Origin of the sequence: Ruegeria meonggei (genome assembly GCF_042768335.1) — a bacterium.
GTDB classification, from domain to species: domain Bacteria; phylum Pseudomonadota; class Alphaproteobacteria; order Rhodobacterales; family Rhodobacteraceae; genus Ruegeria; species Ruegeria meonggei.
Map to the genome: position 1 here is coordinate 2,170,156 of NZ_JAXHBT010000001.1, position 22,265 is coordinate 2,192,420.

A 22,265-nucleotide genomic window follows, 5' to 3' on the forward strand; every position below is an offset into this window, starting at 1 on the left:
TCATGGCTCAGAAGCTCGATTATCTGAAAGAGACCCCTTCGCAAACAGCCGGGCCGTACGTCCATATCGGTTTGGCCCCCGGGGTTGCAGGGTTTGACATCTACCGCCCGGAATTGGGTCGGGATATCGCGGGCGCGCAGGCTAAAGGCGACCGGATCAGCGTGCGGGGCAAGGTGTTGGATGGCACAGGCACGCCAGTCAAAGACGTGTTGATTGAGGTCTGGCAGGCTGATGCGGCGGGCACCTATCCCGGTTGCGGCGAAGTCGCGCCCGACTTTCGCGGTTGGGGGCGCGTCATTCCGGATTTCGAGACCGGAGAATGGTCCTTCGACACGGTAAAACCCGGGCCGGTCGCCGGGCGGTCGGGCATCATGATGGCACCGCACATCACCCTCTGGCTGGTTGCGCGTGGGATCAATGTCGGGCTGACTACCCGGCTTTACTTTGCCGATGAACAGGCCGCCAACCTAAACGATCCGGTGCTGAACCTGATTGAGCAGGACAGCCGGCGAAAAACCCTTATCGCCCAGAAGAATGGTGACAGTTACAGATTCGACATTCACCTTCAGGGCGATAACGAGACAGTGTTCTTCGATGTCTGACACAGCCGTAAAAACCCCCTGCATCATCTGCGTGGCCATCACCGGGTCCGTGCCCACCAAGGCGGATAATCCTGCCGTTCCGGTCAGTCTGTCCGAGCAGGTCGAAAGCACGCATGAGGCCTTTGAGGCCGGTGCCACAATCGCGCACTGCCATGTGCGGGACGACGCAGGCAATCCAAGCTCTGACCCGACTCGTTTCGCTAACCTCAAACAGGGGATTGAGACGCATTGTCCGGGCATGATCGTACAGTTGTCGACCGGCGGACGGTCGGGTGCGGGGCACGCACGCGGCGGCATGCTGCCGTTGGCCCCGGACATGGCATCTCTCTCTGTTGGGTCAAACAACTTCCCGACCCGTGTTTACGAAAACCCGCCCGATCTGATCGACTGGCTGGCCAGCGAAATGGTCAAGCACGATGTTAAACCCGAGATCGAGGCTTTTGATCTGTCCCATATCTTCCGCGCCGCGGTGATGTACCAAAACGGGCAAATCAAGGATGTGCCTTACGTTCAGTTTGTGATGGGGGTGAAAAACGCTATGCCGGTGGATCGCGAGGTGTTCGATTTCTACGTGCACACGATCCGCAGGCTGTTGGGGGATGCCCCCTGGTGCGCCGCCGGAATAGGCGCGAACCAGATCGTTGTGAACGAATGGTCCATTGCCGCAGGAGGGCATGTACGCACTGGTCTGGAAGATAACGTGCGCCTGAACCGCGATACCCTGGCCCCGTCGAATGCGGCTTTGGTCGCACGAGCCGTCGAGCTTTGCGACGCTTATAAGCGCCCCATCGCCACTACGGCTGAGGCACGGTCAATCCTCGGATTGCGAAAGGGAGTTGCCTGATGTCACGGACTCATTGCCTCACCCTCCTATCCGAAGCTGTTGGCAAACCTCCTACCCTGCACCGATACCCGGACGCTCAGGACCCAAACCTCCGATCCTGGCCGGGATCCACGTCATGAGCGATCTATTCGAACACCCCTGGTTCTCAGGCCTGTTCGGTGATGCCGATGCCGACGCGATCTGGTCGCCGGACCGGTCGCTAACCCATATGCTCGCGTTTGAAGCCGCCTATTCACGTGGGCTGGGGGCCGTTGGCCTTGTGCCCCCAGATCAGGCGCAGGCTGCAGCGGAGTGGATCGAAGAGGCCACTCTCGATCCGACCGTTTTGCGTGCGGGCACGGTGCAGGACGGGCTGCCAATCCCGGCGCTGGTTCGCAGCCTGAAAGCTGAGGCGGGATACCTCGCCGGCGCGATCCATACCGGGACAACTTCGCAAGATGTCATGGATACCGCGCTGGCCATGACATTGCGCGAAACTTCTGACCTGTTGTCAGATCGGTTGACTCGATTGGTAGATCAACTAGAGCAGCTCAAGGCGATACATGGATCGAACACGATCATGGGACGAACGCGTATGCAGGCCGCTCTGCCAATCACTGTCGACCACCGGTTAGAGACCTGGATCACGCCACTGACAGACCACCTGACCCGACTGACCCAGATACGCCCCCGCGTGGAATGCGTGCAGATGGGCGGCCCCGTTGGCGACAGCCAGACCCTTGGAGCACAGAACCGCGAAATGGCGACTTTTCTGGCAGAGTTTTTGAACCTGCATCTGCCGGAGCGATGCTGGCATGTCACCCGAGGCGTGCTTGCAGACTACGCGGGGCTTCTATCCCTGATCTCAGGTTCCATTGCGAAAATCGGTCAGGATATCAGCCTGATGGCACAACAGGGTGTGGATGAGATTAAGCTGAAAGGCGGTGGCGGATCATCGGCAATGCCCCATAAACAGAACCCCATTTTGGCAGAGCTGCTGGTCACACTCGCCCGCTACAACGCAACGCAACTGCCGGGGATGCACCATGCCCTTTTGCATGAACAGGAAAGGTCGGGCAGCGCTTGGGCTTTGGAATGGATGATCCTGCCTAATATGGCAAAGACGACAGCACGGTCGTTATCCGCAGCCGTCACAGTTTGTACGCAGATAACCTCAATTGGCGAGGGGCGGAAATGATCGCACCGCTCTTGCTGGACCTATACGCTGAAACCTGAACAGCGACTTTGCGATACACTGAAGGAGGAAAACCAATGTCGATGAAGAGATCCCTGCTGAGTTCGCTGGCCGCGCTGGCCTTTTCAGCGACCGCTGGCCTGGCACAGGAGGTGACGCTGACGATGCATCATTTCCTGCCCCCTGTCGCCGCGGCGCATAAAGGTATGCTACAGCCATGGGCGGACAAAGTTATTGAAGACAGCGATGGCCGAATTGCCATCGAGATCTTCCCGTCCATGTCGATGGGTGGAAAACCGCCCGAGCTGTATAGCCAGGTGCGCGACGGCTCAGCCGATATTGTCTGGACGGTTTTGGGATATACGCCGGGTGTGTTCCCACGCTCTGAGGTGTTTGAACTGCCCCTGGTTCATGCCGGGTCGGCCACTGACACGACAGTCGCGATGAACGCCTCGATGGATATGCTAGCCGAGGATTTCGACGATGTGCATGTCATCTTTTTGCACACCCACGATGGCAATGTGATCCATTCCGCGTCAGACCCGATCACCAGCCTTGAGGACGCAAAAGGTGTCAAGCTGCGCACCCCCAGCCGCACAGGTGCCTGGATCATCGAAGGTATTGGGGCAGAGCCTGTCGGAATGCCGGTTCCTGCCCTGCCCGAAGCGATGTCCAAAGGCGTGGTTGACGGGGCCCTGATCCCGCTGGAAATCGTTCCGCCGCTCAAACTGCAGGAACTGGACAAGTCCATAACCGAGCTTCCGAACGGCGACCGCTTTGGCACCGCCACGTTCATGGTCGCCATGAACAAGGACGCCTATGATACCCTGCCCGACGATCTGAAGGCCGTCATCGACGCCAATTCCGGTGCCAATGTCGCAGGCAATGTCGGTGCCATGTGGGAAGGCTTTGAGGCTGGAGGTGAAAAAGCGCTTGAGGCCGCCGGGGTCGAGCGGATCGTATTGTCCGACGAAGAGGCCGCCAAATTCAACGCTGTCAGCGAACAGATCGTCCAGCGCTGGATTGATGAGGTGGGCGAAAAAGGTATTGATGGCGCGGCTCTGGTTGAAAACGCGCGCGCCGCAATTGCCGCCGCCAATTCCGGCAATTGATCTGACAAAGCCGGGGGATTCCGATCCCCCGGCATTCAAAAGGCTTTCAGGGAAAACAGCATGAGCGTGGTTCTCAGACGTCTGGCAGATGCGTTTGCACTGCTCGGGGGCGGTATCCTTCTTGCGATTGTGGCCGTCACGACAACAAATGCCTTTGCCTTTATCCTCGATCGGATCGCGGGGCTGTTCGGTACCGACGTGGCCGGGTTGCCCGGTTATGAGGATTTCGTTCAGCTGGCAATCAGCTGCGCTGCTTTGATGTTTTTCCCCTATTGTCAGGCCAATCGCGGGCATGTTTCTGTCGAACTGTTGACCAACCGGATGCCGCAAGCCCTGCAGCGCGCAATCGACCTGCTGTGGCTAGGCGTCACCATAGCTGTTGCGCTGTTTCTGGCCTATTGGATGATCTTTGGCATGCTCGAGGTGCGTTCGGATCAGGTGGTGACCAGCGTTCTGGGCTGGCCGAACTGGCCGTTTTACATCCCCGGTCTGTTGTCCATGATCCTGTGGGCGCTGATCGCGGCGGATCAGGTTTTTGGGGATGCGGCCAATGCTTGATCCAATTTCCATCGGCGTGATCGGGCTGGTTGTTCTGTTTGTCTTGCTGCTGCTTCGGATGCCCGTCGGCATTGCGATGATCGCAGTGGGCATTGGTGGGACATGGGTTCTTAGCCAATCGGTCAGCTACATCCGGTTTGTTCCCTACCTGAAACAGTTCAAAACCCTGCTTTGGGAGAACGTCGCCAACTATGATCTGTCCGTAGTGCCTTTGTTTGTTCTAATGGGCTATGTCGCGGCCGAAGCGCGGCTGTCCACAGACTTGTTCAAGGGGCTCGAGGCGCTGATGTCCCGGTTGCGCGGCGGCGTTGCCATGGCTGCGGTCGCTGCCTGCGGCGGGTTTGGGGCGGTGTGCGGATCATCATTGGCCACAGCCGCCACCATGGGGCGCGTTTCCCTGCCCGAACTGAAAAAGCTGGGATATGCGCCCAGCCTCGCGTCAGGGTCACTGGCGGCGGGGGGAACGCTGGGTATTCTTATTCCGCCTTCGGTTGCGCTGGTGATCTATGCAATCATCGTCGAAGGCTCGATCCTGAGGATGTTTCAGGCCGCAATCGTGCCGGGCATTCTGGCCGTCTTTGGCTTTATCGCTGTCATCGCCATTCAGGTGCGTATCAACCCATCTTTGGCACCAGAACCCACGCAGATGGACCCGGATGAAAAACGCAGAGCGATCCGCCGCTTGTGGCCGGTTGTCGCGATTTTTGGCGCCATCATCCTGGGGTTGGGATTTGGCCTTTTCACACCCACGCCCGCCGCAAGCATCGGTGTGTTCACAATCACAGCCTACGGGTTTGTACTGCGGGCCGTGACGGGCGAAGGTCTGGCATTCTCGGGCCTGTTAACAGCAATTCGCGCAACCGCGATCACCAGCGGCATGATCTATCTGATCCTGTTCGGGGCCGAAGTTCTGAAAGGGTTTTTTGCCCGAACCCAGCTGCCGCAGGCCCTGTCTGAATGGGCCGCAACCAGTGGCATGGAACCGATGATGATACTTGTCATCATGCTGTGTATTTTTGTGGTCCTGGGGTGCTTCATGGAAAGCCTGGCAATGATCCTTGTGGTCGTTCCGTTTTTCTGGCCAACCCTGATTGCCCTGAACGGAGGTGAATACGTCACCGCCGAAACAGCGGCTTTCGGCATGGATCCCGACAGCCTGAAACTCTGGTTTGGGATATTGGCGCTGATTGTTGTGGAACTGGGGCTTATCACACCTCCTGTTGGCCTGAACGTGTTCATCATCTCATCCCTCGCCCGGGATACGTCGATGGGTACTGTTTTTAAGGGCGTCGTCCCGTTTCTAGGCGCCGAGGTCGTTCGGGTTGGTCTGATCTTGCTGATCCCAGCCTTGACACTGGCCGTGCCCAGGTTGATTGGCGGATAATGCTGAACCTGCACTTTAACCGACCCGCTTAAGCCCTGCTCAATCCTTGGCGCGCAAAAGCCTAGAACGCCAAATTGCGCTGGTCGGACGTGACTTCCTGCGACCGGGCATCTCCGGACCGGGATACCTGTATCTTCAACCGTTTGGCCTTTGGAAAGCGGTCGAAATAGGCAAACTCAATACCGTCCAGCGCGTCGATATCCTGGCACTGTATCTGATAGTCAGCCTGAAACTCGGTATGGTTGACTTCCTGCGCTGCTTCGACGTCCTGGCCCAGCGTTTCGCCGGACAGGGTGACGTTGGCAGATGCAGCAAAACAGCCCGCAGCTTCGGGCAAGACAAACAGTTCCAGCGGGTTGGACAGGTCGGAAATCGCCACCGCAACACGGGCGCGGTCATCATCGGTTTCCGCCGGGCCTTCGAACCCGACGATATCAACCCCCGGAACGACCAGCGAAAGCGAGAACTCGGCCCCTGCCATAGCAATGACCACATGCCCGGTTCCGTGCTCATGCACCGTCGTGGCTTGTGATTGCGAGAATGCAATCGAAGGGATCAGGGTCAGGGCAAGGACTGAGAGTTTCATAACCGGGCACCACCTAACTGGGAATCACGCCTGTCATTCTAATGTGATTCAACCCCTACGCAATTGCCCCACTTCTTCCAAAACTACAGCAAAATGACGGAAAACAGAGCAAATAGGGCATTTTATCCATTACCTGACAATAAAACTCAGGTTGACATAGTCGACTAATTCACTCAGTTATCGAGCCGTACGCGTCGCTCAGACGACGCCTGAGACTTTGTTTCTGACAAGAAAGTGCCGTCCCCATGACCAGATTATTTGCTGCTACCAGCGTCCTCACCCTTGGAATTGCCTCTGCTGCTATAGCAGATGATTCGCCATCGAAGGCTGATGTTCTGAGTACCTACTCCAACATTGCCGAAGCCAATTACGATGACAGCCTGATTGCGGCCAAGTCGCTGCAAGCGGCCGTAAACGCCCTGATCGCCGATCCGTCGGACGCAACCCTGAATGCAGCCCGTGCCGCCTGGATCGCGGCGCGTGTGCCCTATCAGCAGACCGAGGTTTACCGTTTCGGAAACGCTATCGTCGATGATTGGGAAGGCAAAGTGAACGCCTGGCCTTTGGATGAAGGCCTGATCGATTACGTGGACTCTTCTTATAGTGGTCCGACTGACGAGAACGAATTTGCCGCGCTGAACGTCATTGCCAACCCCAGTTTTGAGCTGTCGGGCGAAACCATTGACGCCGCCGAGATCACCCCGGAATTGCTGGGCGAGACCCTGCACGAAGCCGACGGAATCGAAGCCAATGTGGCCACCGGCTATCACGCGATTGAATTTCTGCTGTGGGGTCAGGACCTGAACGGTCACGGCACGGGCGCTGGCAACCGCCCCTGGAGCGATTATGCACAGGGCGACGCCTGCACTGGCGGCAATTGCGACCGCCGCGCGCAGTACCTGAGCGCGGCGACCGATCTGCTGGTCAGCGATCTGGAATGGATGGCCGCTCAGTGGGCCGAAGGTGGCGCGGCGCGAGTTGCATTGACCGCAGATGAAGCTGCTGGTGTCAGCGCTATCCTGACCGGCATGGGGTCGCTGTCCTACGGCGAAACCGCAGGTGAGCGTATGCGCCTGGGCCTGATGCTGAACGACCCCGAAGAAGAGCATTCCTGCTTTGCAGACAACACCCATAACGACCACTACTACAATGGCGTTGGCGTTCAGAATGTGTATCTGGGCACCTATACGCGCATTGACGGCACCCCTGTCGACGGTGCCTCTCTGTCCGATCTGGTGATCGCCAGCGACCCGTCTCTGGATGCCGAGATGAAAGTCAAACTGGCGAACACAATGCAGGCTTTGGGCGTTATGAAATCCACTGCCGAAGCGGGATTTGCCTATGACCAGATGTTGGAGCGGGGCAACGAAGGTGGCGAGCTGCTTATCATGGGCGGCGTTAACGGCTTTATCGATCAGACCAAAACCATCGAGCGGATCGTGACCACGATGCAGCTGGATCAGATCGATTTCGAAGGCTCTGATAGCCTCGACAATCCCGACGCAGTTTTCCAGTAAACCGCCCCCTTCGAGACGCGGCGCTTTCATGCCGCGTCTCGTCAGCGTGGATGCCCGCCGACAGTTTGTCGCGGGACATCTCTAAAATAACCTACTATTATAGTAGGAATTAAAAATCAAAGCACCTCAGCCATGATCGTATGCCACTGCACCAATATCTCGGACACTGACATTCACGCCGCCATCGACTGGATGCGTGCCTCGGATCCCTATACGGTGATTACACCCGGAAAGATCTATCATGCGCTTGGAAAATCGGCGGATTGCGGCGGGTGTATGCCGCTTTTCCTAGACTCCATGCGCTCCAACGATAGGCTGGAAGTCCCCATGCAGCTTCGTGCGCTTCGCAGCGAAGCAACACAGGAGAGTGAATATGAAGGGCGATCCCAAAGTCATCGAATACCTCAACAAATCCCTGCGGCATGAGCTGACCGCGGTCAGCCAGTACTGGCTGCACTATAGGCTTCAGGAGGACTGGGGCCTGGGTCACATGGCCAAGAAAAGCCGCGAGGAAAGCATCGAAGAGATGGGCCACGCGGATAAGTTGATCGAACGGATCATCTTTCTGGAAGGCCATCCAAATCTGCAAAAGCTCGACCCGCTCAGGATTGGGCAAACCCCGAAGGAAACGCTGGAATGTGACCTTGCAGCGGAACAGGATGCGCGTGCGCTTTATGTAGAGGCACGGGATTACTGCAGAGAAGCGGCGGACTACGCGTCAATGTCCCTGTTCGAGCAATTGATCCGCGATGAGGAAAGCCATATCGACTTTCTGGAAACGCAGCTCGACTTGTATGAAAGGATTGGCGAAGCCAATTATGCGCACCTTAATGCATCGAAAATGGACGAGGAAGAGTAGCCTTGTCGCCGTTTCGGTGGCCGCTCTGGCGGCCACCCCTTGCCTGTCAGCCGAACTGCAGGACCTTCATCTGAATTTTCAGCCGAGAACCTTGGATGAACAGTCCCGGATAGACCGGGCCATTGCCCCGCCGCAGGACTTCACCACCCTTCAACGGTTCGAAGACCTGCCCGCCGGGGCCGCTACCGTCCGTGCACGTTCGGATGAAGACGCGTTTTCGCAGCCCTCGGCCAACCTCGCCTTTGAGCAGGAGCTAGATTTCAAAGTCGGCAACGGGCTGTTCAAGAAAATCTGGGTTTCTGCGCCATCATCAACACTGGCCTCTGACGGATTGGGTCCGCTTTACAACGCGCGGTCCTGCCAGCGATGCCACATCAAGGATGGGCGCGGCCATACGCCCAACGGCCCAGACGACAACGCGATTTCCATGTTCCTGCGTATCTCGATCCCCGGCGACGCGAATGACGGGTTTGCCGAGATCGAGGACTATATCGCCACCAGACCCGAGCCGAATTATGGCAGTCAGATGCAGGACCTGGCCCTGCCCGGCCACCCGGCTGAATACAGGCTAGACATTACATACCAAGAGACCTCCGTAAAACTGTCGGACGGTGAGACCGTCAATTTGCGCCACCCAACCTACATGGCAGCTGATCTGGGATACGGTCCGCTGCATCCCGATGCCATGCTCAGCCCACGAGTAGCGCCCCAGATGATCGGGCTGGGTCTGCTTGAGGCGATCCCGGTCGAGGATCTGCTGGCCAATGTCGACCCGGATGATGCGGATGGGGACGGGATTTCCGGACGGCCCAATATCGTCTGGTCGGTCGAATATAACCAACCGATGTTGGGTCGCTTCGGCCACAAGGCCGGCATGCCAACGATCATGGACCAATCGGCAGCGGCCTTCGCCGGGGATATCGGCATCTCAAGCCCGCTCTATCCGGCCGGGCACGGGGACTGCACGCAAGCGCAGGCGGATTGCGTGGAAGCGCCTCATGGCGACGGGGATGCGCGTGAGTTTGAGATTGATCAGATCGGCATGGATCTCGTCGCCTTTTACAGCCGCAATCTGGCTGTACCGGCCCGACGGGGCGCAAATGATCCACAGGTATTGCGCGGCAAGGAGGTGTTTCATGAAACCGGATGTGTTTCTTGCCATACGCCCGCCTTTGTCACGCATCGTATGCAGGACCGACCCGAGCATAGTTTCCAGTTGATCTGGCCGTACACAGACCTTTTGTTACACGATATGGGCGAGGGTCTGTCGGACAACCGCCCCGAAGCGCGCGCGACGGGCCGCGAATGGCGCACACCTCCGCTGTGGGGGATCGGTCTGACACAGCAGGTTTCGGGCCATACACAGTTTCTGCACGATGGGCGCGCGCGATCATTGCTCGAAGCCGTTTTGTGGCACGGGGGTGAAGCACAGGCGGCGCGCGATACCGTCGTTTCGATGCCCAAACCCGACCGCGACGCCCTTATCCGCTTTTTGGAGAGCCTCTGACCCATGCGCACCCTTGCCTTAGCCCTTGCTCTGATATTGCCCTTGCACGCACATGCGCAAAATCACGGGCAGATTTTGACCAGCACGGTCGAAACCCATGTGCTGCCGGGATTTGCCGTGCTTTCACAGGCAACCGAGGCACTGACACAGGCAGCGCAGACAGATTGCTCGCCGGGCTCAGCAAGAATGCAGGCGGCCTATCACACCGCTTTTGACAGCTGGATTTCGGTCAGTCACTTGCGGTTCGGCCCCACTGAAGTGCAGGACCGTGCCTTTTCACTGGCGTTTTGGCCTGACACCAAGGGCTTTACTCCCAAAGCACTGTCCGGTCTGATTGCGTCCGAGGACGCGTCCGTTGAAACCCCGGCAGAGTTTGCCGAAACCTCGGTCGCTGGGCGCGGCTTTTTTGCGTTGGAACAGATGCTGTTTGATCCAAAATTCACGGATCAGGGGGCGGCACCGTACCGTTGTGCGTTGATCCAGGCTATCGCCACGGATATCGACAACAACGCCCATGCGATTGATGCCGATTGGGCTATATACGCGATAACCCTGACCCGACCAGGCGAAAGCGGCCCTTACCGGTCCGAAGACGAGGCCATGCAAGAGCTGTATCGGGTCCTGACGACCGGTCTGGAATTCACCGGTGACACTAGACTTGGTCGCCCCATGGGCACATTCGACCGCCCCCGCCCCAACCGCGCTGAAGCGCGACGCTCGGACCGGTCTCTGCGCCACGTGGAGCTGTCGCTGATCGCGCTGTGTGATCTGGCCGCGCATTTGTCGGCGGACTACCCCGGAATCGCAGCCGATCTGGGCGCAGCCTTTGCCAAGGCCATCGCCAGTGCGCAATCGCTGGACGATCCCGCCTTGGCCGGGGTTGCCACCCCACAAGGCCGATTCCGGGTTGAGGTATTGCAGCAATCCATCAACGATATCCGCACTATTGCCTCGGCCGAGCTTGGGCCGACACTGGGCATTAACGCAGGCTTCAACTCTTTGGACGGGGACTGAGCCTTGACCAACCGCCGCCACTTTCTGGCCGGATTGGCCGCTGCAAGCCTTGCGCCGGTACGCGGCTGGGCGTCGGTCGGCGCACCGGACTATTTGGCGGCTGCGCTGTTTCCGGACGGGTCCTATCGGCTCGCCGGGTTGGATGTGAACGGAGAAATCCTGTTTACGTTGCCTCTGCCCGCTCGTGGACACGCGGCTGCGGCCCATCCCCATCGAGCGCAAGCGGTGGCCTTTGCCCGCCGCCCCGGTACATTCGCGGTGGTCATTGATTGCACCACCGGCAGGGAAACCGCCCGGCTGGAGGCGCCCAAAAACCGCCATTTCTACGGCCACGGCGTATTTTCCGCAAACGGGAACAAGTTGTTCACCACCGAGAACAACTTTGAGGCCGGTGAGGGTGTAATCGGCATCTGGGACAGTCAAAGCTACACCCGCTTGGGTGAGTTCCCCTCGGGCGGGGTCGGTCCGCATGACATGCGCCTGATGCCGGACGGCCAGACTTTGGTCGTCGCAAACGGCGGCATTGAAACCCACCCCGACACTGGGCGCAGCAAACTGAACCTACCGGTTATGCGGTCCCGGCTAAGCTATCTTAACCTGTCCGGAAGGGTGCTGGAACAGGTGGAACTGCCTCGTGCGATGCATAAGAACTCGATCCGCCATCTCTGCGTACGGCGGGACGGGCTGGTGGGGTTCGCGATGCAATGGCAGGGTGAGACATCACAACACCCACCCTTGCTGGGCCTGCACCGGCAGGGTGACGCGCCGCACCTGCTGTCGGCGCCCGTGGCCGATCACTCAACGCTGCAGGGCTATGCCGGCAGTATCGCCTTTGCCGGGGACGGCCAAACCGTCGCGATCACCTGCCCGCGTGGCAATGCCCTGCACCGGTTCACTGTCGACGACGGTCAGCTTTCTGGTGTCTTTCCGCTTGAGGATGTCTGCGGTCTCGGACCCGGACCCGGCGGATTTGTCTATACGACCGGCACTGGGCTTGTTGGGCGTCTGCGCAACGGCAAGGCCAAGACCTTTGCCCAGCCGCGATGCCAATGGGACAATCACCTGATACCCATTCGCGGACCCGCTTAATCTCGGTTTTCCCCGCCACATAGTTTAGGCTTGGACGAATCAAATTGCTGCCGTATTGGCGGGCGCGAAGCTGACCCTCTGACCGACAAGGATTGACGTGATTGAAACAGACGCCCGACGCACCGCATTCCATCTACGGGGTTGAGAAATGGGGCAAAGGCCTCATCGAGGTGACGGAACAGGGCGAGATCGGTCTGCGCAATCCCCTGGTCCCCGAGGCTACAGCGATCAGTCTGCCCGGTATTCTGCACGATCTGGACGAACGCGGCATCAAGGCACCAATGATCCTGCGGATCAGCTCCTATCTGGAACACGAGATCGCGCATATCAACGAGAGCTTTCGCGATGCCATCGCGCGCGTCGGTTATAAAGGCAGCTATCGCGGTGTGTTCCCGATCAAGGTGAACCAGCAGGCGCAGGTGGTCGACCGGATCGTCGAGTTCGGTAAAAAGTACAACTATGGGCTCGAAGCTGGGTCCAAGCCTGAACTGGTCGTCGCGCTGGCGCACCGTTTGGCCAGTGAGGCGCTGATCGTCTGCAACGGTGTCAAGGATGCCGAGTTCATTCAGCTGGCCATCCTCAGCCGCAAGATCGGGTTCAACACGGTCATCGTTCTGGAAAGCCCGAAAGAGGCCGACACGGTGATCGAGGTCTATAACGAGTTGGGCATTGAACCTCTGATCGGCGTGCGCGTAAAGCTGACCAACCAGATCAGCGGCAAGTGGGAAGAAAGCTCGGGCGATCGTTCCGCCTTTGGCATGAATACGGATCAACTGGTTGCCGTCGTGGACAAATTGAAAGCAGCTGGCCTGTTGCATTGCCTGAAATTGCAGCATTCGCACCTTGGATCGCAGGTACAGGACGTCAACGATGTGCGCCGCGCAGTGGGTGAGGCCTGCCGTTACTACACCGAGCTGACGCGCGAAGGCGTTCCACTGACCCATCTGGATCTTGGTGGTGGCATGGGCGTTGACTATACCGGCGAGAAAAAGGCCGCAGAAAACTCGATCAACTACACGGTCGAGGAATACTGTGCCAACGTCGTCGAAACCGTGGCTTACGCAATGGATGAGGCCAACGTGGCCCATCCGACGCTGGTCACTGAAAGCGGCCGCGCGGTGGTGGCGACTTCTTCGATGCTGGTGTTCAACGTGCTCGAAAGCACGCTCTATGACGCGCCAAACGGCCCCGAGGTGGAACCAGAGGACCATCACATGGTGTCGGACCTTGCCGCCGTGCACGGATACCTCAGCAGCGACCGCCTGCAGGAATGTTGGAACGACGCCAGTTTTTATCGCAACGAACTGCGCGCCCTGTTCCGGCGTGGCTATGTCGACCTGCGTCAGATGGCCCGGGCCGAACGCATCTACCTGTCTCTGATGGCGCGGCTCAAGGCGCTGGCCGCCAGCGATGATCTGGACACGGATGTGGATGAACAGCTTGAGAAAGTGGCGGATATCTATCACTGCAACTTCTCGCTGTTCCAATCGCTGCCCGACGTCTGGGCCATCGACCAACTTCACCCAATCGTACCGCTGCAGGGCTTGAACCAAACCCCGGATCGTCGTGCGGTGCTGTCCGACATCACCTGCGACAGCGACGGCAAGATTGACCGGTTCATTCTGGCTGATGGCGTCTCACCCAGCCTGCCGGTGCACTCCCTGCCTGAAGCGGGCGAGTATTTCATGGGCGTCTTCTTTGTCGGCGCCTACCAGGAAACGCTGGGCGATCTGCACAACCTTTTCGGAGACACCAATGTGGTCACCATTGACCTGCGTGCTGATGGTGGCTTTGACTTGCTGCATGAACAAGAGGGCGACACGATCAGTCAGGTTCTGTCTTATGTCGAGTTCGATCCAACCGATTGCGTTGCTGCCTTCCGTAAAATGGTGGACGAGGCGATCTCAACCGGTACCCTGAAGGCCAGTGAACGAAAAACCCTGATGAGCGCCTATCGCAACTCAATCAACGGCTACACCTATTACGAATAACCCCCTGAGAGGAGATGACCCCATGGGCACTTTGAGTGGCAAAACACTGGTTGTCGGTGCGGGCGGCGTTTCACACGCGGCCGTGCACAAGATGGCGATGAATTCGGACATCTTCACCGAGATTACGCTGGCTAGCCGCACCAAGTCGAAATGCGACTCCATTGCCACGGCAGTGAAACAACGTGTCGGTGTTGACATCGCCACCGCGGAGCTGGACGCCTATAAGGTCGCGGACACAGTCAAGCTGATCCGTGAAACCGGCGCTGAACTTCTTGTGAACCTTGCCCTGCCCTATCAGGATCTGGTGCTGATGGACGCTTGCCTTGAGGCCGGCATCCACTATCTGGACACCGCGAACTATGAACCCGAGGATGAGGCCAAGTTCGAATACCACTGGCAATGGGCCTATCAGGAGCGGTTCAAACAGGCTGGTCTGACCGCCATTCTCGGCTCGGGCTTCGATCCGGGCGTCACGTCCGTCTTCGCCACATGGCTGAAGAAACACAAGCTGGACACGATCCGCCAGATCGACGTGCTGGATGCCAATGGCGGCACCAACGATCAGGAATTCGCCACCAACTTCAACCCGGAAATCAACCTGCGCGAAGTGCTGGCCGAAGTCCGCCACTGGGAAAACGGCACATGGCACCACAGCCCGGCGATGACCCATAAGGTCGAATATGATTTCCCCGCCATCGGGCCAAAGAACATGTACCTGATGTACCACGAGGAATTGGAAAGCCTCAGCACTCACTTCCCCGAGATCGAGCGCGCCCGGTTCTGGATGACCTTTGGCGACGCCTATATCACCCATGCCAAAGTGCTGGAAAACGTCGGCATGACCCGCATTGATCCGGTGATGCATGACGGCAAAGAAATCATCCCGATCCAGTTCCTGAAAACTCTGCTGCCCGATCCCGGCGATCTGGGTCAAGAGACCAAGGGCAAAGCCTGTATCGGCGATATCGCCACGGGCCAGGCCAAGGATGGCGCGGGCGAAAAGACCTACTACATCTACAACATCTGCGACCACGAAGAATGCTTTGCCGAGGTCGGATCACAAGCCGTCAGCTACACCACCGGCGTTCCTGCCATGATCGGCGCGGCGCAGGTGCTGAAAGGCAACTGGACCCAACCCGGCGTGTGGAACATGGAGCAGCTTGATCCGGATGACTTCATGGACATGCTGAACGAACACGGACTTCCATGGCAGGTCCACGAGCTAGACGGCCCGGTCGACTTCTGATCCCTCGGCGCGGTCAGCGCGACCGCCCTGCTTCATCTGGCTAAAATATCCCGGGGGTCCGGGGGCAGAGCCCCCGACCTCTCCATTCAACGGAGATGCTGGTTATGTCCGACATGATGACCACTCAAGCGGGCGATGCCGGTGCTTTCCGCGATTTCGACCTCAACCGCGTGCCAACACCCTGTTTTGTGGTCGACGAAAAAGCCGTCGAGCGCAACCTGAGCATCCTCGCCGTGATCGGCAAGCAGTCCGGGGCACATGTCCTCAGCGCACTCAAAGCGTTTTCGATGTTCTCGTTGGCGCCGCTGATCCGCCGGCACCTTGGTGGCACCTGCGCCAGCGGTATTTACGAGGCGCGACTGGGTCGTGAAGAATATGGCGGTGAGGTCGCCACCTTCTGCGCCGGGTACAAAGACGCTGACATCGACGAGATCCTGTCATTGTCCGACCACATCATCTTTAATTCTATAGCTCAAAAGGATCGATTCCTGGCCAAAGCCCAAGCAGCAGGTGTGCAGGTCGGTTTGCGCATCAACCCGGAACATTCCGAGGGCGAGATTGCAAAATACGACCCCTGCGCGCCCTGCTCTCGATTGGGAACCCCGGTCAGTCAATTGACCGAAGAGGTTCTAACCGGAGTCGATGGCCTGCATATGCATACCTTATGTGAGCAGGGGTTCGAACCGTTGCAACGCACATGGCAGGCCGTCGCGCCCAAATTGGCACCTTTCATGGGGCAGCTCAGATGGTTGAATTTCGGCGGCGGGCATCACATCACCCGCGACGACTATGACCGCGAAGGGCTGATCGCCTTCATCAAGACAATCCGCGAAGAACACGCGATCGAAGTCTATCTTGAACCCGGTGAGGCCGTCGCTTTGGACGCGGGGATTCTGGTCGGTGAAATCCTCGACCTGCCGACCAATGGAATGAACCTCGCGATCACCGATATCTCGGCCACATGCCACATGCCCGACGTGATCGAAGCCCCCTATCGCCCCGCCCTGATGGATGAGGTCGAACCCGGCCATACCTACCGACTGGGCGGGCCGTCTTGCCTGGCAGGCGATGTCATCGGGGACTACACCTGGGACCAACCGTTGCAGATCGGCCAACGCTTTGCCTTTCTCGATCAGGCGCATTACTCGATGGTGAAAACCAACACATTCAACGGCGTCCCCCTGCCCACCATCGCCCTGTGGAACAGCAAAACCGACGAGCTCAACATCATCAGAACCTTCGGCTATGACGACTTCAAGGACCGACTTTCATGAGCATTTTCCTCGACAGTGAACTGACCGCATCTGAACGCTCAGAAGGCGCCCGGTTTCGCGTGATCCCGGTGCCACTGGAACGCACCGTTTCTTATGGGTCCGGTACCGCCAAAGGCCCCGAGGCAATTATCGAAGCCAGCAATGAGTTGGAACGCATCACTGGCCACGCCGAGCCATGCGTCGAAGGGATTTTCACCGAAACTCCCGTGGATTGCGACGCCGCCCTGTCCGAGATCATGGAACGCCTCGCCCAACGCACCGAGGCGGCGGTGCGGGCGGGCAAGGTTCCGGTGACATTGGGTGGCGAGCATTCGCTCAGCTATGGCGCGGTCATGGGCGTAGCCCGCGCATTGGGGCAACCGCTCGGCATCGTCCAGATCGACGCCCACGCAGACCTGCGCAATGCCTATCAGGGTGAGAAACACAGCCATGCCTCGGTCATGCATCTGCTGGCTGAAGAAGGCGTCCGACTGGCCCAGTTCGGCGTGCGTGCCTTTTCAAGCGAAGAGGCACAAAGCCGCTCGAAAAACCACGTCTTCCACGTCGACGCCGAGGACTTGGTCACCGGCAACGTCCACGCAGTCGACCTGCCCGAGGATTTCCCCAAGCTGGTCTATGTCAGTTTTGATGTCGACGGGCTGGACCCGGCGCTGATGCCCGCCACCGGCACTCCGGTCCCCGGAGGTTTGGGGTATTATCAGGCGCTGCGCCTTGTCGAACACGCTTTGAAAGACCGCAAATGCGTGGGCTTCGATGTGGTCGAGCTGGCCCCCAACGGCAACGCCGCCTGGGATTTTACCGCCGCGCAGATCGTCTATCGCCTGATGGCCGCCTGCTAACCCTCAGCTTTTTCGTTCAGCTCCATATGCCCTTCACCCTTGTTCAACACACGGCGCAGCATCGGCTCAAAGAACTCCAACGGTTTGGTCGGGTACTCAGGGTCAAACGCTTTCTGATCGTATTCGTGACAGAAGTATCGGCAATCCTCCCAATAGGGGCTATCGCGATACCTGTCGCGGGCGTTGCGGTCGCCGCCGAGGTGATGATTATAGTAATAACCCTGAAACACGCAGTGATGCTTGAGGATCCAATGGGTTTTTTCGCTGACATAGGGCTTCATCATCGCCGCTGACAACTCACCATGATTGTAGGGGGACAGAATATCACCGGTGTCGTGGATCAGCGCGGCGACCACAAGTTCTTCGTCGGCACCATCCTCATAAGCCCGGGTCGCGGCTTGCAGGCTGTGTTCGTAGCGGTTGATTGGATACGGCGTCCAATCCTCATCCAGAGAGCGGATCGCATCCAAAATGCGATCCGGCAGGGCGGCGTTATACGCCTCTTCATACTCCATCACGGCGTCCCAGTCGGCTTTGGTCGCCTGTTCGAAACTGGTCCAGGTGGGTTTATGGCTTTTGTCCAGCATGGCGCGGTCCTTTGGCTGATCTGCTGGCCCGAACGTATCGCTGTTTCGGTATTAAAAAAAATGAATTGATTTTATCAGCTTGATCAAAAAATACTGTCACAATGCAGATCAAAGCCATCGAGACTTTTCTATGCGTCGCCGATACCGGCGGCTTCCATGCGGCAGCTCGCAAACTGAACGTGACCCAAACCGCGGTCAGCGCCCGCATCCGGCTGATCGAAGAGGAAACCGGAAAACCCCTGTTCACCCGAGGGGCCGGGGGCACCAGTCTGACTGAGTTCGGTCAACAGTTCCGCCCCTATGCCGAGCAGATGATATCGCTTTGGTCCTTTGCATCCCGGGATTTGCCTACACAGACGCAAAACCGCACCGCACTGCGTCTTGGCGCACAGCTTAGCATCTGGGACCCCCTGCTGGTCGATTTGGCTGTGCAGTTCGAGCTACACTTTGGTCAACTGTTGCTGACGCTCAATTACGACCATGATCTGAACATGGTCGAAGCCGTCGCCACCCATGTTCTGGACGCGGCATTGACCCATGAACGCCCGCTGGACCCGAGGGTTCAATCCCATGACCTGGGCCCGGAACGCCTGATACTGGTGACAACGCCTGTCCCGGTCGACCCTGTTTTCGTCAATCTGGAACTGGGCGAGATCTATCAGGATCACGTCCGCTCGGCTGCGCGGCGTGCCACGGGACAGACGGTTTTTCTGGGCAATTGCATGATGGCTCTGCGCTATGTCTTGCGCCGGGGTGGAACCGGGTATTTCCCGGAGTATGTCATCCGCGATCAGATATTGGCAGGTGATCTTGCCCCCGTCGCCGGGGCAATGGAGCTGTTGCTACCGCATTACCTGGTAACTCGCAAAGGCAGCACTACGTCGGCCGACATTTTGACCTGCCTGACCGATTTGCGCAAAGACGATCAGGCCTGAGGCACCGCCCCGTTTGCCCCTCGCGATCTGGCCGGCACCAGAGGGCGCCCCGCGATCAGCAGAAAAAAGCACGAAATCAGAATGCCCATAATCGCAGGCAAGTATAACAATATCCAGAGCTTTGGGTCATCGATTACCACCGGCGAGACAAAGCCGCGCACACCTTCCAGCAAGATCAGGATCGTGAAAGCGCCCAGTATCTGAGGCCACAGCCCAAAACGGGAAAAACTACCCAGCATCAGCGTTGCATAGCCCGCCATAGCCACCGCGATACAGATGGCAATCCAGGAAAACCGCTGATGTAACTCGTCGATCAGCTCACCCTCGGTAAACCCTTCGGCGGCACTGATGGTGTCGCGGTTCTGCAAAAGCTCGAGCGTGGGAACCGCCTCGAGACTGCGTTCAGCCGTGCTGCTGGTATTGGTCAGCGCGGAAATATCGTATGACGCATCCTCGAACAGGGTCGAGGACAATACCCTGCCCTGCTGGTCCAGACGCAGGGCGATGCCATCCACCATTACCAGGTGAATACCGGCACCGTTGTTGACCAGATAGGCCGTTTTGCTGGAGTAGCTGACCGGATTTTGCCCGACACGACGGTCGGAAACGAATACCTCATGCAACGTGCCGTCAAGGTCAATCCTACCGATATAGACGGTCACACCCTGTGTCGGGTGCAGAAATTCGCCCTCATTCAGCAGCTGAGCTGTCACGTCGCCGGCAACTTCGGCTTGGCGCTGTTCCAGCTGTTCAACAGAAGCAGGGCGCAGAAACACACTGATGACAGCCATCATCAACCCCGCCACAAGGCCGAACAGAAACACCGCGCGCGCCAAGCGCCATGGGCTGGAACCGGTGGCCAGCATCACCGTAAGCTCGCTTTCGCGGCTCAACCGATTGGTGGCATAGACCGCAGCGGCAAACACCGCCATGGGCATGACAGTCCGGATCAGTGTCGGCAGGGTCAGCGCGGTGAACTCCAGAAACACCATGGCCGATTGGCCGCCGCTGATCACACGATCAAACAGGCTAACGGATCGCGTGATCCAAAACACGCCCACCAGAACCAGGGTGAAAAAGCCGAACAGAATCAGCAGTTGCCGCAGGAAATAACCATCAAAGCGCGACATGTAACTCCATCCGTCTGTTCACGTTCCAGCGGACAGTATTCCATTCGCAGGATCGAGGAAACCGCCATTGAAAGGCCCGCGAGAATTTGCGTTGCGAAAGCGCCTGCTTGCATTGTGATTTCCGGGATATGGCAGGGGCAGCAGGGTTCGAACCCGCGACCAACGGTTTTGGGGGCCCTTAAAGTGGCATGAAAACACCGTGTTTTTTGCCCGATTAGGAAAAACGACGCCTATACCCAAATAGGTTTGCGCGCCATCTCCCAACCGTCAAGAAGCTGCTTACCTTCGCTAAACCCTTTATGGAACTCGCAAACTTTGCTGGGCGCTCGCCATGCGTGCTGGAGGCCCCGCTCTGTCAAAATTAGACGTGGCTATCGCGGCAGGTTTGGGTAGTTCGGAACTCCCCCCAAATTGCCAACAGAAAACCCATTAAAAGCGGAAGCCCTTCGCCTCCATCTCCAGGATAGGCAACCTGCGGAAACTATGCTGCGCCTATTGTCAGCGCAACAAATTGAACCATTGCCGTTCCACATTCGAGACACCCGATGTCAGATAAAAACAACTATTGATCGATCAATGATGGAGCTCAGGAATGCCCGATGACATCCAAGAAACTGTGGAAGGCGAACCGAACTTTAAGGAACGCCAGCCAAAGATTTTTCAGATGGGCTTCAACAAATGCAGCACCCGAACTTTCAATAACTTTTTTGAGATCAACGGCGTTAAGTCGGTCCATCATGCGGGTGGGGCACTGGCGAAATCAATCGAAAAGAACATGGCGGCTGGCCTTGATCTGATTGGGGACTTTCCCGAATACACCGCATTTACGGACATGGAGTTCGTTAGTGATACAGGCTACATCGCGGCACAAAGGTGGTTCCAAACTTTCCACAAATGGCATCCAGACGCATACTTCATTCTTAACACAAGGAATATCAAGGACTGGATCTCCAGCCGCCTGCGGCACGGTGACGGCAATTTTTTACGTCGTTTCGAAGAGCTGTACGGTTTAAGCCAAGATTAGATCATTCAGCAATGGTCTGCGGATTGGCATCGGCATCACCATGAAGTCAATGAATATTTTTCCGATTGCGACGGTAAGTTCTTAATTTTCGACATAGACAGAGATAAACCTGAGGCAATCTGCGACTTTCTTGCAGATGACTTCTCACTCGATGCAAGTTTCTGGGGGCATATCGGCATCTCTCTAGACGCACAAGATTCGAGCAACTCGCAACTGAAATCTGGCGAAATCGAAGTCTTGAAAGAAAAAGCAAAGGGGCTGTTGTTCGAACGTGACAGATTTAAGAATGCCCAAAAGGGGATACAAAAAGAGCTCGAAACAGTTGTAGAAGAAAATGAGCAGTTACTGGCCGACCTTGAGCGGGAAAAGCAATTTCCTCGTACAAAAATCGGCTCTGCAATTGAGTATACCGACTATCTGCTGCACGTGGCTCTTTCGAAGCTCCCCATTGCACCTGCGACTTTACGAAACCGGTTCGAACGTTCTGCTACGCGACTTTGGCGAAGCCGATACTCTGAGGACTAAAGTAGCAGGGCTCTATTGCATGGTATTGGCGATTCACGCTGCGGAGACAGAGCTACTGTAAACGCGAGTTATGCTTGCCCGGGGCTGCCCAGAAAGATGGGTTTCACCTAACGACATCCAAGGCCACAGCCTGAAAGACGTTGGTGCGATCCTTGATGCCAAGTTGGCAGAATCAAGAACCCGTAAGCTGGAAAGGTATGAAATAGGGGTTAAAAATCTAACTGTTATAGCTTGGGATGGGCAGAAACGGTACAAGTGGTTGATTGTAAATGGCAGGGGCAGCAGGGTTCGAACCCGCGACCTACGGTTTTGGAGACCGTCGCTCTACCAACTGAGCTATACCCCTAAGGTGTGCATCAGATATGCCAGCCGTGCGGCGGACTCAAGAGGCATTTTCATTTTCCACCACCCTTGTGCAATCGACAAACAAGTTGCGCGCGGCGATGAGTTCTATAAGACACGTTTTGG

Annotated in this window: 22 protein-coding genes and 1 tRNA gene; 19 read left to right on the forward strand and 4 right to left on the reverse strand. The window is 57.5% G+C overall.

Features of this window, described 5'->3' with window-relative positions; translation table 11 throughout:
* The first annotated feature begins 2 nt into the window (after positions 1–2).
* From pcaG to SJY13_RS10630, 6 genes are all read left to right on the forward strand, one after another.
* Positions 3–602, forward strand: coding sequence for a protocatechuate 3,4-dioxygenase subunit alpha (pcaG, locus tag SJY13_RS10605; RefSeq protein ID WP_377190758.1), 600 nt, complete (start codon positions 3–5; stop codon positions 600–602).
* Positions 595–1,446 carry a BKACE family enzyme gene (locus tag SJY13_RS10610; RefSeq protein ID WP_377190760.1) on the forward strand — a complete coding sequence of 284 codons (852 nt, stop codon included), beginning with the start codon at positions 595–597 and terminating at the stop codon, positions 1,444–1,446. Before pcaG ends, SJY13_RS10610 begins: the two co-directional genes overlap by 8 nt.
* 115 nt (positions 1,447–1,561) lie before the next feature.
* Positions 1,562–2,623, forward strand: coding sequence for a 3-carboxy-cis,cis-muconate cycloisomerase (locus SJY13_RS10615; protein WP_377190762.1), 1,062 nt, complete (start codon positions 1,562–1,564; stop codon positions 2,621–2,623).
* Between the two features lie 74 nt (positions 2,624–2,697).
* On the forward strand, positions 2,698–3,732 hold the full coding sequence (locus tag SJY13_RS10620) for a TRAP transporter substrate-binding protein (protein ID WP_377190764.1): 1,035 nt from the start codon (positions 2,698–2,700) through the stop codon (positions 3,730–3,732).
* Between the two features lie 60 nt (positions 3,733–3,792).
* Positions 3,793–4,290 (forward strand): TRAP transporter small permease, encoded by a 498-nt coding sequence (locus SJY13_RS10625; RefSeq protein WP_377190766.1) that lies wholly within the window; start codon positions 3,793–3,795, stop codon positions 4,288–4,290.
* On the forward strand, positions 4,283–5,674 hold the full coding sequence (locus tag SJY13_RS10630) for a TRAP transporter large permease (protein ID WP_377190768.1): 1,392 nt from the start codon (positions 4,283–4,285) through the stop codon (positions 5,672–5,674). Before SJY13_RS10625 ends, SJY13_RS10630 begins: the two co-directional genes overlap by 8 nt.
* A gap of 61 nt (positions 5,675–5,735) precedes the next feature.
* Here the strand turns inward: SJY13_RS10630 and SJY13_RS10635 are convergent, their stop codons facing one another.
* Positions 5,736–6,260: a ZrgA family zinc uptake protein gene (locus SJY13_RS10635; RefSeq protein WP_377190770.1), complete on the reverse strand. Its 525-nt coding sequence runs from the start codon at positions 6,258–6,260 to the stop codon at positions 5,736–5,738.
* Positions 6,261–6,505: 245 nt separating this feature from the next.
* On the opposite strand from SJY13_RS10635, the gene SJY13_RS10640 reads away from it, so the two are divergent.
* The 10 genes from SJY13_RS10640 to speB all read left to right on the forward strand — a co-directional run bounded on the left by SJY13_RS10640 (position 6,506) and on the right by speB (position 17,596).
* Positions 6,506–7,777 (forward strand): imelysin family protein, encoded by a 1,272-nt coding sequence (locus SJY13_RS10640; protein ID WP_377190772.1) that lies wholly within the window; start codon positions 6,506–6,508, stop codon positions 7,775–7,777.
* 132 nt (positions 7,778–7,909) lie between these two features.
* Positions 7,910–8,203: a (2Fe-2S)-binding protein gene (locus SJY13_RS10645; protein ID WP_085823735.1), complete on the forward strand. Its 294-nt coding sequence runs from the start codon at positions 7,910–7,912 to the stop codon at positions 8,201–8,203.
* Positions 8,151–8,636 (forward strand): bacterioferritin, encoded by a 486-nt coding sequence (gene bfr / locus SJY13_RS10650; RefSeq protein WP_377190774.1) that lies wholly within the window; start codon positions 8,151–8,153, stop codon positions 8,634–8,636. Before SJY13_RS10645 ends, bfr begins: the two co-directional genes overlap by 53 nt.
* On the forward strand, positions 8,608–10,143 hold the full coding sequence (locus SJY13_RS10655; protein WP_377190776.1) for a di-heme oxidoreductase family protein: 1,536 nt from the start codon (positions 8,608–8,610) through the stop codon (positions 10,141–10,143). Before bfr ends, SJY13_RS10655 begins: the two co-directional genes overlap by 29 nt.
* 3 nt (positions 10,144–10,146) lie before the next feature.
* The gene (locus tag SJY13_RS10660; RefSeq protein WP_377190778.1) at positions 10,147–11,157 is read left to right on the forward strand and encodes an imelysin family protein; all 1,011 of its coding nucleotides are present in this window, start codon (positions 10,147–10,149) and stop codon (positions 11,155–11,157) included.
* Positions 11,158–11,160: 3 nt separating this feature from the next.
* A complete protein-coding gene (locus tag SJY13_RS10665) occupies positions 11,161–12,246 on the forward strand; it encodes a DUF1513 domain-containing protein (protein ID WP_377190780.1) in 1,086 nt (361 codons plus the stop codon).
* 101 nt (positions 12,247–12,347) lie between these two features.
* The gene (speA, locus tag SJY13_RS10670) at positions 12,348–14,237 is read left to right on the forward strand and encodes a biosynthetic arginine decarboxylase (protein ID WP_377190782.1); all 1,890 of its coding nucleotides are present in this window, start codon (positions 12,348–12,350) and stop codon (positions 14,235–14,237) included.
* 22 nt (positions 14,238–14,259) lie between these two features.
* On the forward strand, positions 14,260–15,483 hold the full coding sequence (locus SJY13_RS10675; protein WP_377190784.1) for a saccharopine dehydrogenase family protein: 1,224 nt from the start codon (positions 14,260–14,262) through the stop codon (positions 15,481–15,483).
* A gap of 104 nt (positions 15,484–15,587) precedes the next feature.
* Positions 15,588–16,757: a carboxynorspermidine decarboxylase gene (gene nspC, locus SJY13_RS10680; RefSeq protein ID WP_377190786.1), complete on the forward strand. Its 1,170-nt coding sequence runs from the start codon at positions 15,588–15,590 to the stop codon at positions 16,755–16,757.
* The gene (gene speB / locus SJY13_RS10685; RefSeq protein ID WP_377190788.1) at positions 16,754–17,596 is read left to right on the forward strand and encodes an agmatinase; all 843 of its coding nucleotides are present in this window, start codon (positions 16,754–16,756) and stop codon (positions 17,594–17,596) included. Before nspC ends, speB begins: the two co-directional genes overlap by 4 nt.
* Here the strand turns inward: speB and SJY13_RS10690 are convergent.
* Positions 17,593–18,183 (reverse strand): HD domain-containing protein, encoded by a 591-nt coding sequence (locus tag SJY13_RS10690; protein ID WP_377190790.1) that lies wholly within the window; start codon positions 18,181–18,183, stop codon positions 17,593–17,595. The genes speB and SJY13_RS10690 overlap by 4 nt on opposite strands.
* A gap of 101 nt (positions 18,184–18,284) precedes the next feature.
* Here SJY13_RS10690 and SJY13_RS10695 point away from each other — a divergent pair, with 101 nt between their 5' ends.
* Positions 18,285–19,118, forward strand: coding sequence for a LysR family transcriptional regulator (locus SJY13_RS10695; protein WP_377190792.1), 834 nt, complete (start codon positions 18,285–18,287; stop codon positions 19,116–19,118).
* Here the strand turns inward: SJY13_RS10695 and lptF are convergent.
* Positions 19,109–20,248: an LPS export ABC transporter permease LptF gene (gene lptF / locus SJY13_RS10700; RefSeq protein ID WP_377190794.1), complete on the reverse strand. Its 1,140-nt coding sequence runs from the start codon at positions 20,246–20,248 to the stop codon at positions 19,109–19,111. The two genes, SJY13_RS10695 and lptF, sit on opposite strands and share 10 nt — an antisense overlap.
* A 592-nt stretch (positions 20,249–20,840) precedes the next feature.
* Between lptF and SJY13_RS10705 the strand changes: the two genes are divergently transcribed.
* Positions 20,841–21,272 (forward strand): sulfotransferase, encoded by a 432-nt coding sequence (locus SJY13_RS10705; protein ID WP_377190796.1) that lies wholly within the window; start codon positions 20,841–20,843, stop codon positions 21,270–21,272.
* Between the two features lie 237 nt (positions 21,273–21,509).
* Positions 21,510–21,797: a hypothetical protein gene (locus tag SJY13_RS10710; protein ID WP_377190798.1), complete on the forward strand. Its 288-nt coding sequence runs from the start codon at positions 21,510–21,512 to the stop codon at positions 21,795–21,797.
* Positions 21,798–22,067: 270 nt separating this feature from the next.
* Here SJY13_RS10710 and SJY13_RS10715 read toward each other — a convergent pair.
* Positions 22,068–22,143, reverse strand: a tRNA-Trp gene (locus SJY13_RS10715).
* Positions 22,144–22,265 lie beyond the last annotated feature (122 nt).